Source organism: Pseudomonas sp. LBUM1653, assembly GCF_059716115.1.
Genome location: NZ_CP166803.1, coordinates 5,446,361 through 5,462,819, shown reverse-complemented (window position 1 = coordinate 5,462,819; position 16,459 = coordinate 5,446,361). Strand labels below are relative to the sequence as shown.

16 protein-coding genes are annotated in these 16,459 nt (G+C 60.6%); 5 read left to right on the top strand and 11 right to left on the bottom strand.

The window, feature by feature from the left end; genetic code table 11:
* Window positions 1-34 precede the first annotated feature (34 nt).
* Both moaB and ACA054_RS24530 read left to right on the top strand, forming a co-directional pair.
* Complete coding sequence (gene moaB, locus ACA054_RS24535) at window positions 35-574, top strand: molybdenum cofactor biosynthesis protein B (RefSeq protein WP_497686568.1); 540 nt, start codon at window positions 35-37, stop codon at window positions 572-574.
* Window positions 558-1,784 carry a molybdopterin molybdotransferase MoeA gene (locus ACA054_RS24530; protein WP_497686567.1) on the top strand — a complete coding sequence of 409 codons (1,227 nt, stop codon included), beginning with the start codon at window positions 558-560 and terminating at the stop codon, window positions 1,782-1,784. The genes moaB and ACA054_RS24530 overlap by 17 nt, the downstream gene beginning before the upstream one ends.
* Window positions 1,785-1,846: 62 nt before the next feature.
* On the opposite strand, the gene ACA054_RS24525 is transcribed toward ACA054_RS24530, so the two are convergent.
* Window positions 1,847-2,158 (bottom strand): hypothetical protein, encoded by a 312-nt coding sequence (locus tag ACA054_RS24525; protein ID WP_497686566.1) that lies wholly within the window; start codon window positions 2,156-2,158, stop codon window positions 1,847-1,849.
* A gap of 213 nt (window positions 2,159-2,371) precedes the next feature.
* Between ACA054_RS24525 and yegS the strand changes: the two genes are divergently transcribed.
* The gene (yegS, locus tag ACA054_RS24520; RefSeq protein ID WP_497686565.1) at window positions 2,372-3,289 is read left to right on the top strand and encodes a lipid kinase YegS; all 918 of its coding nucleotides are present in this window, start codon (window positions 2,372-2,374) and stop codon (window positions 3,287-3,289) included.
* On the opposite strand, the gene ACA054_RS24515 is transcribed toward yegS, so the two are convergent.
* From ACA054_RS24515 to ACA054_RS24505, 3 genes are all read right to left on the bottom strand, one after another.
* Window positions 3,273-3,932 carry a response regulator gene (locus ACA054_RS24515; RefSeq protein ID WP_497686564.1) on the bottom strand — a complete coding sequence of 220 codons (660 nt, stop codon included), beginning with the start codon at window positions 3,930-3,932 and terminating at the stop codon, window positions 3,273-3,275. The genes yegS and ACA054_RS24515 overlap by 17 nt on opposite strands.
* Window positions 3,929-4,822 (bottom strand): sensor histidine kinase, encoded by an 894-nt coding sequence (locus ACA054_RS24510; RefSeq protein WP_497690363.1) that lies wholly within the window; start codon window positions 4,820-4,822, stop codon window positions 3,929-3,931. The genes ACA054_RS24515 and ACA054_RS24510 overlap by 4 nt, the downstream gene beginning before the upstream one ends.
* 357 nt (window positions 4,823-5,179) lie before the next feature.
* Window positions 5,180-5,650 carry a hypothetical protein gene (locus tag ACA054_RS24505; RefSeq protein ID WP_497686563.1) on the bottom strand — a complete coding sequence of 157 codons (471 nt, stop codon included), beginning with the start codon at window positions 5,648-5,650 and terminating at the stop codon, window positions 5,180-5,182.
* Window positions 5,651-6,101: 451 nt separating this feature from the next.
* Here ACA054_RS24505 and ACA054_RS24500 point away from each other — a divergent pair, with 451 nt between their 5' ends.
* Window positions 6,102-7,037 carry a chemotaxis protein CheV gene (locus tag ACA054_RS24500; protein WP_497686562.1) on the top strand — a complete coding sequence of 312 codons (936 nt, stop codon included), beginning with the start codon at window positions 6,102-6,104 and terminating at the stop codon, window positions 7,035-7,037.
* Window positions 7,038-7,945: 908 nt separating this feature from the next.
* A complete protein-coding gene (locus ACA054_RS24495; protein ID WP_497686561.1) occupies window positions 7,946-8,752 on the top strand; it encodes an MOSC domain-containing protein in 807 nt (268 codons plus the stop codon).
* Window positions 8,753-8,819: 67 nt separating this feature from the next.
* Here ACA054_RS24495 and ppnP read toward each other — a convergent pair whose 3' ends face one another.
* The 7 genes from ppnP to ACA054_RS24460 form a co-directional block, all read right to left on the bottom strand.
* A complete protein-coding gene (gene ppnP, locus ACA054_RS24490; RefSeq protein ID WP_433736347.1) occupies window positions 8,820-9,104 on the bottom strand; it encodes a pyrimidine/purine nucleoside phosphorylase in 285 nt (94 codons plus the stop codon).
* Window positions 9,105-9,184: 80 nt separating this feature from the next.
* Window positions 9,185-9,727 (bottom strand): 3'-5' exonuclease, encoded by a 543-nt coding sequence (locus tag ACA054_RS24485; RefSeq protein ID WP_497686560.1) that lies wholly within the window; start codon window positions 9,725-9,727, stop codon window positions 9,185-9,187.
* A 71-nt stretch (window positions 9,728-9,798) separates the two neighbouring features.
* Entirely contained in the window at window positions 9,799-11,760 is a 1,962-nt protein-coding gene (locus ACA054_RS24480; protein ID WP_497686559.1) for an acetyl/propionyl/methylcrotonyl-CoA carboxylase subunit alpha, read from the bottom strand.
* A 118-nt stretch (window positions 11,761-11,878) separates the two neighbouring features.
* Complete coding sequence (locus tag ACA054_RS24475; RefSeq protein WP_497686558.1) at window positions 11,879-12,676, bottom strand: enoyl-CoA hydratase/isomerase family protein; 798 nt, start codon at window positions 12,674-12,676, stop codon at window positions 11,879-11,881.
* Window positions 12,673-13,830, bottom strand: coding sequence for a citronellyl-CoA dehydrogenase (atuD, locus tag ACA054_RS24470; RefSeq protein WP_497686557.1), 1,158 nt, complete (start codon window positions 13,828-13,830; stop codon window positions 12,673-12,675). The genes ACA054_RS24475 and atuD overlap by 4 nt, the downstream gene beginning before the upstream one ends.
* Before the next feature lie 129 nt (window positions 13,831-13,959).
* The gene (gene atuC, locus ACA054_RS24465) at window positions 13,960-15,576 is read right to left on the bottom strand and encodes a geranyl-CoA carboxylase subunit beta (protein ID WP_497686556.1); all 1,617 of its coding nucleotides are present in this window, start codon (window positions 15,574-15,576) and stop codon (window positions 13,960-13,962) included.
* A 3-nt stretch (window positions 15,577-15,579) separates the two neighbouring features.
* Window positions 15,580-16,449 (bottom strand): SDR family oxidoreductase, encoded by an 870-nt coding sequence (locus tag ACA054_RS24460; RefSeq protein ID WP_497686555.1) that lies wholly within the window; start codon window positions 16,447-16,449, stop codon window positions 15,580-15,582.
* Window positions 16,450-16,459 lie beyond the last annotated feature (10 nt).

The following is a 16,459-nucleotide window of genomic DNA, read 5'->3' as shown; positions in this document are numbered from 1 at the left end:
CACCGGGCTGTTTCTCCTACAACTGGACGAGCCTATGAAAGCCAAGGCTGATGTACCTTTCGCGCCGCTCAACATCGCGGTGCTGACGGTCAGCGATACCCGTACCCTGGAAACCGATACCTCAGGCCAGCTCTTCGTTGACCGCCTGACGGCTGCCGGACACAACCTGGCCTGCCGGGTCTTGCTCAAAGATGACCTCTACAAGATTCGCGCGCAAGTTGCCAACTGGATCGCCGACGACGTCGTACAGGTGGTGCTGATCACCGGCGGCACCGGCTTCACCGGTCGCGACAGCACGCCGGAAGCGGTGACTTGCCTGCTCGACAAGCAAGTTGATGGTTTTGGTGAATTGTTCCGCCAGATATCGGTGGCAGACATCGGCACATCGACTGTCCAGTCCCGCGCCTTGGCCGGCCTGGCCAACGGCACGCTGGTGTGCTGCTTGCCGGGGTCGACCAATGCCGTGCGCACGGGGTGGGATGGCATTCTTGGCGAGCAGCTGGATTCGCGGCATCGCCCATGCAATTTCGTGACTCACCTGAAACAGGCGGCACCCTGTGAATCCCGCGGGTAAGCCGGGCAAGACCAGCCCCCTGATGCCGGTCGAGGTGGCCCTGGCGCGTTTACTGGAAATGGCGGACGCCTCACGAATTGTCGAGCGCGAGCGTTTGCCATTGGCGCAGGTTCAGGGCCGGGTGCTGGCCGATGATCTGCTGTCGACCCTCGATTTGCCGCCGTGGCCCAACAGCGCGATGGATGGTTATGCCTTGCGCGTGGCTGACTGGAATACAGGGCCGCTGGTCGTCAGTCAGAAAGTGTTTGCCGGCCAGGCTCCGGTTGCGTTGACGCCGGGCACCTGTGCACGAATCTTCACGGGGGCACCTGTCCCGGCGGGTGCCGATTGCGTCGAGATGCAGGAGAACGTCGAAGTCCAGTCCGATGGACGTGTACGTTTCGCCGAAACCCTGGTCGTCGGGCAGAACATTCGTCCACAAGGACAGGAAACCACCGTTGGCGAACTGATCCTGCCGGCGGGCACACGGCTGGGGCCGATCGAACAGGGCCTGGCAGCCTCGCTAGGGTGTGCCGGGCTGGAAGTGATTCGCAAGGTGCGCGTGGCGGTGCTGTCCACCGGGGATGAACTGATCGAGCCGGGGCAGGCGCTGGGGCCAGGGCAGATCTACAACAGCAACCGTGTGTTGCTCTGCAGCTGGTTACAGCGCTTGGGTTGCGAGGTGATCGACGCCGGGATCCTGCCGGATAACCTGGAGACCACGCGCGCGCGCCTGGGCGAGTTAGGGGATGTCGACCTGATCCTCTCGACCGGTGGCGTATCGGTGGGGGAGGCCGACTTTCTGGGCATCGCCCTGAGAGAAGAGGGTGAGCTGGCGCTGTGGAAGCTCGCCATCAAACCCGGAAAACCCCTGACCTTCGGGCATTTTCGTGGCGTGCCGGTGATCGGCTTGCCGGGCAATCCCGCCTCGACCCTGGTGACCTTCGCCTTGCTGGCACGGCCTTATCTGCTGCGGCGCATGGGTGTCCTGAAGGTGGATCCTCTCAAGGTGCAAGTGCAGGCAGGGTTCGACTGGCCCAAGGCCGGCAACCGACGCGAGTACTTGCGCGGTCGCCTGGAGAGCGGTCGGGCCATCATCTACAGGAATCAGAGTTCCGGTGTGCTGCGCAGCGCCGCCTGGGCCGATGGGCTGGTCGAGGTCATGGAGGATCGCACACTGGTGGCAGGTGATAGCGTCTACTTCATCCCGCTGAGCGAAGTGTTGGGCTAAGTCTGGCCGCCGCCAGGTTAGCAAGCCCGGTCGATCGAGCCGGGTTTTGCAGCCATGGCGGGTCAATGGGCCAGCAGCAGTGATACCACCTGATCAAAACGGCTGTTGGCGATCCAGCCCAGCAGCCCAAGGACAACCGCTGTCCCGCCGGCCGAATAGGCAAGCCTGTACCTAATGGACTTGACATCACTTCGAATCTTTTCCAGATCGCTGCGCAGGGTTTCGAGGTGTGTCTCAAGTTCGTTGACGCGAGGTTGCATATCAACTTCTCCGCTGGATTTTGCGCTGCTGACGAGTTCAGCTTTCTGATTGGCCCGTTTCATTGCGAGCGGCACCACCGGAATCACCGGTGACCTGATGTCATGACGTTGCATTGCACATCCTTGTGTGTGTCCTGCTGATGACTGAAAACCGCTGACACAAAAGTGGACCAATCGCCATTTCTGGTCAATTGAGCCGATTCCTCACGTTTTGTAAGAAAAATCTCCTTATTGGACTCAACTGTAAATAATTCAGTTTTTTTCGACTTTTCCGCAGGGTGGCAAGGTCACATATCCCATACGCCATTAATGAAGGGAGTGACGACAATGAGCGAACGTAAGGCGCTGTTGATTTTGCATGGCAAGCAGGCGCTCAACGAATCGGTTCGGGCCGCCGTCGACAGCAAGCGTGAACAAGGCTGGGAGCTGGCCGTTCGACTGACCTGGGAAGCCGGGGATGCGCAACGGCTGGTGGGCGAAGCGCTGGAGGCTGGCTATCGGCAGATCATTGCCGGTGGTGGTGACGGCACCCTGCGCGATATTGCCGAAGCCATGGCCGGGCAGTCGCAGCAGGCCAGCCTGGTGCTGATGCCGCTGGGAACCGCCAACGATTTTGCCCGTGCTGCCGGTGTTCCGCTGGAGCCGGATCAGGCACTGGCGCTTCTGGACGTTGCACCCAGTGCCATCGACCTGGGGGAAGTCGGTGGGCAGGTATTCCTGAATATGGCCACCGGGGGTTTTGGCAGCCAGGTCACGGCCAATACCTCCGAGGAACTGAAAAAGGTCCTGGGTGGTGCGGCGTATCTGTTCACCGGCTTAACGCGTTTCAGTGAGTTGCATGCAGCGTACGGTGAGTTGCAGGGGCCTGGTTTCCACTGGAGTGGCGAGTTGCTGGCCTTGGGGATCGGCAATGGCCGGCAGGCGGGCGGGGGGCATCTGCTCTGCCCGGAGGCCCTGGCTGACGACGGGATGCTCGACATCAGTATTTTGCCGGCGCCGCAGGAGCTGGTTAGCACCTTGAAAGACCTGCTGGCCGATGGCTTCGGCATCGATAACATGTTCGTACGGGCCCGCCTGCCATGGGTTGAAATCAAAGCCTCGGAGGGTCTTTTCATCAACCTCGATGGCGAGCCACTCGAGGGTGACAGCCTGCGGTTCTCGGCTCGGCCGGCAGCGTTGTGGGTGCATTTGCCCGAGCAGTCACCCTTGTTGAGCGCGGCTGGAGCTGTCAGTCGTCCAGACTGATGATCTGCTCGCGCACGGCGAACAACACCAGGCCGGCCACGTCAAAGATCTGCAAGCGCTTCATGACTTGCGAGCGATGGGTTTCGACCGTTTTGACGCTCAGGCCCAGGCCGTTGGCGATTTCCCGGGTGGATTTTCCACGCACGATCAGCCGAAGGATTTCCAGCTGGCGGGCTGTCAGGTTGTGCGAGTCTGCCGGGGCCGCCTGGTTTTTCTGGGTCCGGGTCAATGCCTGGGTGATCACGGTATGGGCGATGGCCGGGCTCAGGTAGCGCTCATTGTTACGCAAGGCGTGCAGCGCGTGTTCCAGTTCGGTGGCCGTGGTGTCCTTGAGCAGATACCCATGGGCACCCGATTCCAGGGCCTGCATGATAAGTGCCGGGTCGGTGTGCATCGACAGGATCAGCACCTTGCTCTGCGGACGCACCCGCTTGAGCTGTTGCAAGGCTTCGAGGCCGCCTGTCTGCTTCATGGATATATCCAGAAGCACGATATCCGGGGACAGATGCTGGACCATGTCGAGCAACTGCGAGCCATCGTTGGCCTCGCCGATCACCGCATAGCCAGGAAGGTCCAGCACCAGGGCGCGTACGCCAGCCCTGATCAGCGAGTGGTCATCCACCAGAAGTAAGTTACAAGTCAATGCATAACCTTATTCGTACTGGCCCGTTCGAACGCACGAGGCGCCCAGGGGAAGAGGGCTTCGATTTGGGTGCCTTTCCCTGGCTCGCTGGTTACGGTCAGCGTACCGCCCAATTGTTTGATCCGTTCTGACATCCCGGCCATTCCGCGTTGTCCTTCACGCCCCGGGTCAGTGGCGGGTGCGAAACCCAGGCCATCGTCACTGATCATCAACGCCAGGCCCTGGGGCAAACGCTGCAGGCAGACCAGCAGGTTTTGCGCTTGGGCATGGCGCAGCATGTTGGTGACAGCCTCCTGGGTGATACGAAAGGCCGCCACGGCCATTTCTTCCGGGATGCCGGTCAATCGTTGATGGCACTCCAGGCTCCAGTGCACCGGAGTGTTGCTCAGGGTCTTGAGCAAATGCGCCCGCAAGCTGGCTTCCAGCCCAAGGCTGGCCAGTTGTCGGGGGTTGAGGATGGCCGATACATCGCGAACCTTGGCGAGGGTTTCTTCCAGCGTGTCGCACAGCACCGAGCATTGCCCCTGGAGGTCTTCGGGCATCCTGCGCTTGAGCCAGTCACTCTGAAGTTTTGCCGCGGTCAGCAACTGGCCGATGTCGTCATGTAATTCCCGACTGAGGCGGTGGCGTTCGTTTTCCTGGACTTGCAGCAACCGGTCGGCCAGCTCCTGGGGTTGGAACTTGATCGACTTGCGTGACAGGCAGTACTGCATCCAGACGCAGCCCAGAGCAGCAATATCGAGTACCAGCAGGCTCAGCGGCAAACGCGTGGACAAGCTGTAGACCAGCAGGCTGCCGAGCGTCGAGCCGGCGCACAGCAACAGCGTGAGCCTGCGTGCGTTTTCTCGGGAGGGTGGCCACTTGGCGATTGACTTGAGGCTGGCGTACATAGCGGATGGAGCCAATGGATGTTCACTGCGGGCCGATCGGTCATGCGCTGACAGATCGATGATTTTTATTGTCAGCTGTCGACTTCTACGGAATTTTGTATAAGAAAACCAGGGTCTTGTATAAGAAATCAGACCTGGAACTTGCAGGCTGCAATCGCCTTACCGTTAATTGACGTCAACTAATGGGCGGCATAATACCACTTCGGATACCGTTGGTCGCGCGGCTCGGGCAGGCGAACACTTGTACAAGCAATAGTTACTTGTGTCGAAGTGTCGTTGGCAGATATGAAGTATTCAATTGCGACATGAGTCTTGTGATGCTGTTATCTATTCGCAACTGGACGAACTTGCGGGAAGTTAAGCCTGGCGCTCCGAATAAGAAACGAGAGTGAACGGCCTGGAATTAACCGGGGGGCGAAACTGACTCTGGCCGACCTGGAACGCAAAGGCTTCGATCAGGGTGGCCTGTTCCGTTTCATCGAGGCTGAGCTGGCCGGTGTTCTGGTCGATCAGCTCAAGTTGCCAGGCAATTAGCGTCAGGCAGTCCTTGAGCGCATCCAGGGCCTCGTCGTGCAGTGCCATGTGGTTGTGGGCGTGATTGAGCAGGCCATGTATGTGTAATGAAAACTCTGACACGGCGGCGAGGGCGAGGGCATCCGCTTTGCTGGCCAGTTTGAGCAGGGTACTGAGCATGCAGTCGATGGCGTCCGGGTCATTGCTGATCATTTGCAGATGACTCAGGCATTCCTCGGTTCTGGCCAGGAGTGTTTCAGCCTCGACGAGAAACTCCGGAATACGCTTTGCCCACTCTTTACGATTGTTCGGCATGCTTATCTCCACAACGTCATGTGAAATGAGGAGGGTGTCGTGTGTGTCGACGAGAGCAATGTAAACCTGATGTCTTGAGTTCGCGGTCTGGACGCCTCAAGTGCGGGCTGAACGCTTGAGAAGGCAGCTGGCCACTGGTTTGTGATCGCACACAAAGGCCCGACTCCATTCATGCAATGAGAATGGCGTCACATTAATGGCTATTGGATATTGCGAATATCAGGTTGCACCTGATTGTTGCTAGGGGAATCCCCTACATGGAGGAACCAATCGCACGAACGGGGGTCGCGACGAAAAGATTGCAGCAGATGAAATAACAGCGCCAGTAAAGCATGATGTTAATGTGACATCAATGCCAAAGCGTGGCATATGCCAAGGGGTCAAGGTCCGGCAAAAACAGCCGATAACCCTCTATCCAGTGAATTCATCCGCACAAGCCCAGGAGTCATCGATGGCCGGCATTCTCGATACGGTAGACCAACGTACGCAACTTGTGGGTGAGAATCGCCTGGAAATTCTCATGTTCCGGTTGGCCGGGCGGCAATTGTTCGCGATCAACGTGTTTAAAGTGCAGGAAGTCCTGCAATTGCCGAAGCTGACCCTGATGCCCCAGCGTCACCCGTTCGTTTGCGGCGTGGTCAATCTGCGCGGCCAGACCCTGCCGGTCATCGACCTGTCCCAGGCCATCGGCATGCGTCCGCTGGTGCCAGGCCCTGGCAGCACGATCATCGTCACCGAGTACAACCGCTCGGTGCAAGCCTTCCTGGTCGGTGGGGTGGATCGCATCGTCAACATGAACTGGGAAGCGATTCTGCCGCCGCCCAGCAGTGCCGGTCGGCAACATTACCTTACCGCGATAAGCAAGGTTGATGATCAGTTGGTGGAGATTATCGACGTCGAGAAAGTCCTCGCCGAAATCGTGCCTTACAACGCCAAGGTCTCCCGGGAAAAACTCGAGGATCCGCTGCTCGAACGCGCCCGTGGCCGCGAGGTGCTGCTGGTGGATGACTCGAATGTGGCCCTGGCGCAATTGCGCGATACCCTGGGGCAGCTGGGCGTGAAGATGCACATCGCCAGCGATGGCTTGAAGGCACTGAACATGCTCAAGGCTTGGGCGGATACCGGGGTCAACATGACCGACAAATTGCTGATGGTATTCACCGACGCGGAAATGCCGGAAATGGACGGCTATCGCCTGACTACCGAAATACGCAACGATCCACGACTGCGCGGCCTTTATGTGGTGCTGCATACGTCCCTGTCCGGGAGCTTCAACGACTCGATGGTCAAGAAGGTCGGCTGCGACAACTTCCTCTCCAAATTCCAGCCGGACAAGCTCGTCGACGTGGTGCGCCAGCGTTTGATGCGGGATGCGGTGCCGGCCTGATCGGGGTGTGGGTCGGAGTACATATCCATTGCTGCGGTAACGGCCACTAATGGTTTCGCTCTTACAGCGACTCACTTTTCCAAACGCCGAAAAGTAAGCAAAAGGCTCTGCCCCACCACTCGGTGCCTCGCTAGGGCTCGGCATGCCGTAACGAAGGCATTGCTCCGTGGGTCGCCGCGATGGGCCATCCATGGCCCAGCGCGGCTAAACCGGCGTCCTGCCGGTTTACCCACTGCGCAATGCCTGCGTTCGGCCATCGTGGTTTAACGGGGCGCCCAAATCTAAAGCCAAAGCGAGGCGGCCTGACAGCCGACCTGACTTTTCCGGATACCCCAAATCCCCTGTGGGAGCGAGCCTGCTCGCGATGGACGTCAACGATAACGCGTGCTGTCTGGATGAACGCGTTGTCCGGACGTTAATCGCGAGCAGGCTCGCTCCCACAGGGGATCGCGGACAAGCCTGTAATCAGGTCGGCTGTCAGGCCGCCTCGCTTTGCTTTTGCTTTTGCTCTGCTTTGGCTTTTGATCTTCTTGCCACATCGAGAGGCCGAGTGGAGGTTCTGCGTAGTGGGTAAACCGGCATGGATGCCGGTTTAGCCGCGCTGGGCCAAGGATGGCCGATCGCGGCGGGCCATGTAGGAGCGAGCATGCTCGCGAAAAACCTGAGAGCACCGCGGGGTGTCAGGCTCCCCGCGTCATCGTTGACCTCCATCGCGAGCATGCTCGCTCCTACAGGCTTTTCCAAGTGACTCGCTGTAAAAGCGAAACCATAGGTGGCCGTTACCGCAGGAATGGATATGTACTCAGTCAACAAAATCCAGGTCGGCTGTCAGGCCTCCTTGGTTGGGGCTTTGATTCGGTGATCAAGCTCGTATAGGGTGGCGTTTTTGTCCACCCAGGGAGCTGGCCATGTTGCGTCTGAGCGCGCTGTATCGTTATCCATTGAAATCCGGCAAAGGGGAGATCCTGCAACAGGTCGGCCTCGACAAGCTGGGGCTGGACGGCGATCGACGCTGGATGTTGGTGGATGAAGCCAGCGGACGCTTTTTGACCCAGCGTGCGGTGGCGCAGATGAGCCAGCTGTCGGCGTTGTGGAATGCCGAGGGTGGCTTGACCCTCAGCGCCCCTGGTCATTCGCCGATCGATGTCGCCTTGCCCGCCAGTGATGCTCAATTGCGTGGCGTGACCATCTGGCGTGACAGCTTGCGCGTGCCCGATGCCGGCGATGCGGCGGGCGCCTGGGTCAGCCAGTTCATCGGCAAGCCGACGCGCCTGGTGCAGGTGCCACTGGACCGCGCACGCACCACTGCATCGGGCTATGGCAAGGACGACGATCAGGTTGCCTTCGCCGATGGCTTCCCGCTGTTACTGATTGGCCAGGCATCGCTGCAGGATTTGTCACAACGCGTCGGGCGCCCGCTGGAGATGCTGCGTTTCCGGCCCAACCTGGTGATCGAGGGCAGCGAGGCGTATGCCGAGGATGGCTGGAAACGCCTGCGCATCGGCGATGTCGAGTTCCGCGTGGTCAAGCCCTGTTCACGTTGCATCCTGACCACCATCGACCCGCAAACCGGCGAGCGTAGCGCTGACCGCGAACCTTTCGCCACCTTGCAGAAGTACCGTACCGAAGCCGATGGTGCGATGTTTGGGCAGAACCTGGTCAACGACGGTAATGGCCAGCTCGAAGTCGGCATGCCGGTCACCGTCCTCGAATAAATGCCCTTCAATGAAAAATGCCCGTGTCGATGGACACGGGCATTTTTTTCGTGGTGAACCCGGGGTTTTAGCCGCGGTATTCGCACAGGTAGGCAGTGTCTACGGCCACTTTGAGCTGGAACTTGCTGTTGGCTGGCACGTTAAACTGGCTGCCGGCGGCGAAGGTTTCCCAATCGTTGCTGTCCGGGAGCTTGACGGTCAGGGCGCCGGACACCACGTGCATGATTTCACGCTGGCTGGTGCCGAATTCGTATTCGCCCGCAGCCATGACGCCGATGGTCGCTGGACCTTCAGCAGTGCCAAAGGCGATCGACTTGACGGTGCCGTCGAAGTACTCGTTGACTTTAAACATGGGCGATTCCTCGAAAAGGGCTGAAAAGGACTAATAAAGGGCCGGCCAGTATGCACAAGGCCCAAGGCCTAGTCACCTCTCTAAAGCGGAAGGACAAGCGGCAACAGGCGTGCGGTATTGCGCGCGTCTTCCAGCGCCCGGTGTTGCTGACCGGTGAACTGCAGTCCCGCCAGTTGCAGGGCACCGTTGAGCCCCAGCGGTCGTTCCAGTCGCCGGGCCTTGGCAAAGCGCTGCTTGAGATTCATGTGCGGCACCCGGCTCAACGCGCTGTCGAGTGCCAGGCGTTGCCATTCCTGAAGCAACTGTTTGCGATCGTAGTCACCCCAGCTGACCCAGCCTTCAAGCCGCGAGTGATGTTGGCCCAACCAGCGCTCGAACGCCGCCCAGACCTCGCCCAGGGGCTGTGCCGCATCGATATTGGCCTGGGTGATGTGCGTCAGCTCCCGGCAAAACGGCGTCAGTAAGGGGCGCCGCAACGGGCGCACGAAACGTTGGAAGAAGTCCAGCTCGCGGCCTTTGCGATCCACGAGGGTGGCACCGATTTCGATGATTTCCATTTCCGTTATTGGCCAACCACCCTCATCGGTGGTGGCTTCCAGATCAATGACCAGCCAGTGAGGCATCGCAGGGTTCCCGGTTTCCGCATGCTGATAGGGCTTGAGCGTAGCCAAAGCCGACGGTTACGCCTAGCGGCTTATTCGACCTCCAGCAGAATCTGACGGTTTTTCACCTGGTCACCGACCTGCACCTGCAAGCGCTTGAGCACACCGTCGATGCCCGACTTGAGCGGATGCTCCATTTTCATGGCTTCCAGCACCACCAGCAATTGGCCTTTGCTGACCGTGCTGCCTTCACTGACCAGCACGTCAATGACCGAACCGTCCATGGGCGCCTTGAGGGTGCCGGAGCTGACGTTGGCCTGACTGCAGACCGGCGCTTGAGTGCGATCCACCAGCCGCAGGCTGCCTGGACCGGTGTACAGCCAGAGCTGCCCGGCCTCCATGCGGTAAGCGTGACGCTGGCGGATACCGTCGATTTGCAGGGTGGCCCAGCGGCCGTCACTGTGGATGATCTTCAGTTCGAGGTGGCGGCTGGCGACTTGAATCCGCAGTGGCTCACCGGGTATCGCGTGCAACGCCACCGGCCAGTCCTGATCGTCCAGTGCGAGACGATAGTGCAACGGCACGCTGGCGTTGTTGCGCCAACCCGCCAGCGCAACCGGATGCGCCTGTGCGGATGCCTGAAAGAACAACGCCGCGGCAATGGCCAGTTGTTCGGCACTCGGGACCTGGCGATGCAAACAGGGGTGCTCAGTAAAATACCGGGCGATGAACCCGGTGCTGAATTCGCCGTTGATGAATTGCGGATGTTGCAGCAGGCTGGCGAGCAAGCGCTGATTGCTCTGTACCCCCAGCAGCACGCTGTCCTCCACTGCCCGCAGCAACTTGCGCCGAGCCTCTTCACGGGTTTGGCCGTGAGCGATGATTTTGCCAAGCATCGGGTCGTAGAACGGGCTGATGTCCTGGCCTTCGATCAGGCCATGGTCGATCCGCACACCGTCCTGCAATCGCGGTTCCCACGCCGTGACTCGTCCGGTTTGTGGCAGGAAACCTTGAGCCGGGTCCTCGGCGTACAAGCGCACTTCCATGGCATGTCCCTTGAGTTGCACGTCCTCCTGACGCAGCGGCAGCGCTTGTCCTTGGGCGATGCTCAACTGCCAGGCCACCAGGTCCAGTCCGGTGATGAGTTCCGTCACCGGATGCTCCACTTGCAGTCGGGTGTTCATTTCCAGGAAATAAAACTGTCCGCGTGCATCCAGCAAGAATTCCACCGTCCCCGCACCGACATAGTTGACCGCGCGCCCCGCCTTGAGCGCCGCTTCGCCCATGGCCTGGCGCAATTCATCGGTCATCACGGGGCAGGGCGCTTCTTCAATGACTTTCTGGTGGCGACGCTGGATCGAGCAATCGCGCTCGCCAAGGTAGATCAGGTTACCGTGCGAGTCGCCGAACAGTTGAACCTCGACATGGCGCGGTTCGATCAATGCCTGTTCGAGGATCAGTTCGTCACTGCCAAAGCCGTGCAAGGCTTCGGAGCGAGCGGTGCGCAGCTGTTGCGCCAGGTCGCTGGCCGCATGCACCAGGCGCATACCGCGCCCACCGCCGCCGGCACTGGCCTTGATCATCAGTGGGTAGCCAATGCGTTCGGCTTCGCGGATGAGGGTCGCATCGTCCTGTTCGGCACCCTGATAACCCTCGATGCAGGGCACGCCGGCATTGATCATGGCGACTTTCGACCGGCGTTTACTGCCCATCAGTTCGATGGCTTCGGGACTGGGGCCGATGAAGGTGATGCCGGCGTGTTGGCAGGCGAGGGCAAAACCGGCATTTTCCGAGAGGAAACCGTAACCCGGATGGATGGCGTCAGCCCCGGTACGTCGGGCAGCATCGATGATCGCCTTGATGTTCAGATAAGACTGTTGAACCGGGGCCGGGCCTATGTTCACGGCTTCATCGGCCAATTGCACATGCAGCGCATCGGCGTCGGCGTCACTGAATACGGCGACCGTGCGGTAGCCTAGGGCCTGGGCGGTGCGCTGGATGCGGCAGGCGATTTCACCGCGGTTGGCGATCAGGATTTTGCTGAATCCGGGCATGTTCTATTCCCTGGGATTTGCGGTGAATGTGAGGGCCTCATCGCTGGCAAGCCAGCTCCTACAGTGGACGGTGTGGTTCACAAATCTCTTTGTAGGAGCTGGCTTGCCAGCGATGCATTTAAGAGGCCCACCCCGGCTTACGCTTTTGCACAAATGCCTGGGTCCCCTCGACCCCTTCAGCCCCGGTCACCGCTTCGCTGAACCACTCGGCCGCTTGATCCAGCAGTTCATCCGATGGCTGCACCGCGCTCGCCAGCAACAGTTTCTTGGTCGCCGCATTCGCCCCAGGCGCACAACACAGTACATGGGCCAGCACCTCATCGAGGCGCTCGGCCAACGCCTGCGCATCGTGCTCGACAAAATGCACCAGCCCCATCCGCCGTGCCTGAGTGCCGTCGAAACGTGCCGCGGTCAGGGCCAGGCGACGTGCCTGGGTCAGGCCGATGCGTTGCACCACGAACGGTGCGATCTGCGCTGGCAACAGGCCGAGGCTGGTTTCCGGCAGGCCGAACTGCGCCTGGTGATCGGCCAGGGCAATATCGCTGACACAGGCCAGACCGAAGCCACCACCGAGCACCGCGCCTTGCAAGACGGTGATCACCACTTGCGGCGCGTGCTGCACCTCTTGCAGCAACGCACCGAACAATCGATTCAAATCACGGTGCGCGCTCGGGCCTTGGGCGCGTGCGTTGGCCATGTCCTTGATGTCGCCGCCAGCGCAGAAATGCCCGCCGGCACCGCCGATCACCAAGGCCCGAATCGCTCGGTCATCGTGTACCGCCGCCAGCACCGCACGCAGTTCGCTAACCATCTGCAAGCTCATGGCGTTACGGCTGTCCGGTCGATTGAGGGTGATGTGCAGCACACCGTTGTGCAGTTCGAGCAGCAGGGTCTGGCAAACCGGCAGGGTACTCATTTCTTTTTCCCCGGCAGGATGCCCATGAGCTTGCAGATGATCCCCAGCATGATTTCGTCGGCACCGCCGCCGATCGACACCAGGCGCACGTCGCGGTAGGCGCGCGCCACCGGGTTGTCCCACATGAAGCCCATGCCGCCCCAGTACTGCAGGCAGCTATCACTGACCTCGCGGCCCAGGCGACCGGCCTTGAGTTTGGCCATGGACGCCAGGCGCGTGACATCCTGGCCCTTGATGTATTGCTCGGTGGCTTGATAGACCAGCGCCCGCAGGCATTCGATCTCGGTTTGCAGCTCGGCCAGGCGAAAGTGAATGACCTGGTTGTCGATCAGCGCACTGCCGAAGGTTTTGCGCTCCTTGCAATACTCGATGGTGCTGTCGACGCAATACTCCAGGCCCTTGATCATGTTGGCCGCACCGAACAGGCGTTCCTCCTGGAACTGCAGCATCTGCATCATGAACCCCGCGCCTTCATGACCGATGCGGTTGCGCTGTGGCACCCGCACGTTGTCGAAAAACACCTGGGCGGTTTCCGAACTGCGCATACCGAGCTTGTCCAGGTGCGAGCTCAGGCTGATGCCCGGCGTGTTCATCGGCACCATGATCAACGACTTGTTGATGTGCGGTTTGTCGTCCGAGGTATTGGCCAGCAAGCAGATGAAGTCGGCGCTCGGTGAGTTGGTGATCCACATCTTGCTGCCGTTGATCACGTAATCGTCGCCGTCCTTGCGCGCCGTGGTTTTCAAGCCGGCCACGTCGGAGCCGGCACCGACTTCGGAGACGCCAATGCAGCCGACCTGCTCGCCGCTGATGGCCGGGCGCAGGAACTCATCGCGCAACTCATCGGAACCGAAACGTGCCAGGGCCGGGGTGCACATGTCGGTCTGTACGCCGATCGACATGGGAATCCCACCGCAATGAATGGTGCCGAACTCTTCGGCCGCGACAATCGAGTAGCTGTAGTCCAGGCCCATGCCGCCGAATTTTTCCGGTTTGGATATGCCCAACAGGCCGAGGTCGCCGGCCTTGCGAAAGATCTCATGGATCGGAAAGCGCCCGGCCTTTTCCCATTCATCGACGTGAGGGTTGATCTCGTGATCGACGAATTGGCGAACGGTGCGACGCAGCGCTTCGTGTTCCTGGGTGAAGATCATTCTTATTGTTCTCCTTTGTCCCATGATCGTTCCCACGCTCTGCGTGGTAACGCCTCTATGGACGCTCTGCGTCCGCTCTTGGGACGCGGAGCGTCCCGGGCTGCATTCCCACGCAGTGCGTGGGAACGATCAAAACCTCGCGACACCGAAGCTGCTGGTTTGCAGCGAGCGAACCTCGGCTTCATGACAAATATCCAGCAAGTAACCGAGCAAGGTCCGGGTATCGCGAGGGTCGATCAACCCGTCATCCCACAGGTTTGCGCTGCCATAAAGCGCCGTGGACTGGCTGTCGAGTTTCTGTGCGGTGACCTGTTCGAGCATGTCGAGCATTTTCGGGTCGGGCACCAGGCCGTCCTTGGCCTGCTTGGCCTCGGTGACGATGCGCAGCACCTTGCCTGCCTGGGCGCCGCCCATGACGGCGGTGCGGCTGTTGGGCCAGGCGAAGATGAAACGCGGATCCAGGCCACGGCCGCACATCGCGTAGTTGCCGGCGCCATAGGAGCCGCCCACCACGACGGTCAGTTTCGGCACCCGTGCATTGGCCACCGCCTGGATCATCTTGGCGCCATGCTTGATCACCCCTTGCTGCTCCGATTCGGTGCCGACCATGAACCCGGTGGTGTTGTGAAAAAACAGCAGCGGTGTCTGGCTCTGGTCGCACAGCTGAATGAATTGCGCAGCCTTGCTCGCGCCCTTGGGCGTGATCGGACCGTTGTTGCCGATAAATCCGCAGGCGCGACCCTGGATTTTCAGTTGGCCGCAAACGGTCTGCTGATCGAACTCGGCCTTGAATTCGAGGAAGTTCGAGCCATCGGCGATTCGGGCGACGATCTCGCGCACGTCGTAGGGTTTTTTCGGGTCATCCGGGATCAGGCCGAGCAATTCGTCGATGGGGTAGAGCGGTTCCTGCCATTGCCTGGCAGGCAACACCGGCAAGCGCGAATTCCAGGGCAGCAGGCTGACGATCTCGCGCACCTGGCGCACGCCGTCGGCGTCGTTTTCGGCCAGGTATTCGGCGGTGCCGGCGGTTTGCGCATGCATCTCGGCACCGCCAAGTTCTTCGTCGCTGGCGACTTCTCCGGTGGCCGCTTTCAAAAGAGGCGGGCCGGCCAGGAACAGCTTGGCCTTGCCACGTACCACCACCACATAGTCCGACAGCCCCGGCTGATAGGCGCCGCCCGCCGTCGCCGAGCCGTGGACCACGGTAATCTGCGGCAGGCCCATGGCCGACATCCGTGCCTGGTTGGCAAAGCTGCGCGCGCCTTCGACGAAAATCTCCGCCGCGTAATTGAGGTTGGCGCCACCGCTCTCGGCGAGGGTAATCACCGGCAGTTTGTTTTCCATGGCGATCTGTTGCAGACGCAGGGACTTTTTCAGGCCCGAGGGGGAAATGGTGCCGCCCTTGATCGCACTGTTGTTGGCCACCACCAGCACCCGGACACCCGACACGTAACCGATCCCGGCGATCAAGCCGCCGCCGGCCGAACTGCCGTCCTTGTCGTCGTGCAGCTTGTAGCCGGCCAGGCTGGCCAGTTCGAGAAACGGCGCACCAGGGTCGAGTAACAGGTTGAGGCGTTCGCGGGGCAGCAACTGACCGCGTTTTTCGAACCTGGGCCTGGCGTCGGCAGCCTTGTCCAGCAGGTTCTGTTCAAGTGTGCGGACCTGCTCGACGGCGTCCAGCATTGCCGCGCGATGGCGGGCGAACTGTTCGCTGTGGGGGTCGAGTTGCGACTCAATCACCGGCATGGGTTATTCCTTGTCCTTGAGGACATCAGGCAAGTACGCGCGGTGGAAGCCGTTGTACGACTCGCTGTGGGTCGCCTTGTGAATCGGCCATGCCCGTCCGCCGAGGCTGGCCGCGCCGTCGATGCGCAGGGTGCTGCCGCTGATGAACGCCGCGGCCGGACTGAGCAGGAAAACGATCGCCGCGCTGACTTCCGATTCGGTGCCGATGCGCTTGAGCGGCACGTGTTCACGCAAGGTCGGGATCACCGCCTTGAACGCACCTTCGTAGGTGTCCATGCCGCTGGACGCGATCCAGCCCGGCGCCACGGCGTTGACCCGGACCCCGGCGTGCCCCCATTCGAAGGCGGCGGTCTTGGTCAGGTTGTCCATCCCTGAGCGCGCCGCCCCCGAGTGGCCCATGCCGGGCATGCCGCCCCACATGTCGGCGAGCATGTTGACGATGGCGCCGCCGTGCTTGCTCATGGACTGGTTGAACACTTCCCGGGCCATCAGGAATCCGCCCAGCAGATTGGTGCGCATCACCGTTTCGAAACCCTTCAGATTGATCGAGGCCAGTGGCGACGGGTACTGGCCGCCGGCGTTGTTGACCAGGCCGTGAATCGGGCCGTGCTTGCGGATCAATTCGCTGACAAGGTACGTGACCGCTTCTTCCTCACGGATATCGCAAGTGCTCCAGTCAGCCTTGCCGCCGTCTTCGGCGATCTCGGCAGCGACGGCTTTCAACTTCTCGGCTTTGCGCCCGACCAGCAGCACATGGGCACCGAGGGCCGCCAGCTCGTGAGCGGTGCAGCGGCCAATGCCACTGCCGCCACCGGTGACGATGATGGTCTGGCCGGCAAATACATCGGCTTTGAAAATCGAATCGTAGGCCATGGCGGCAATC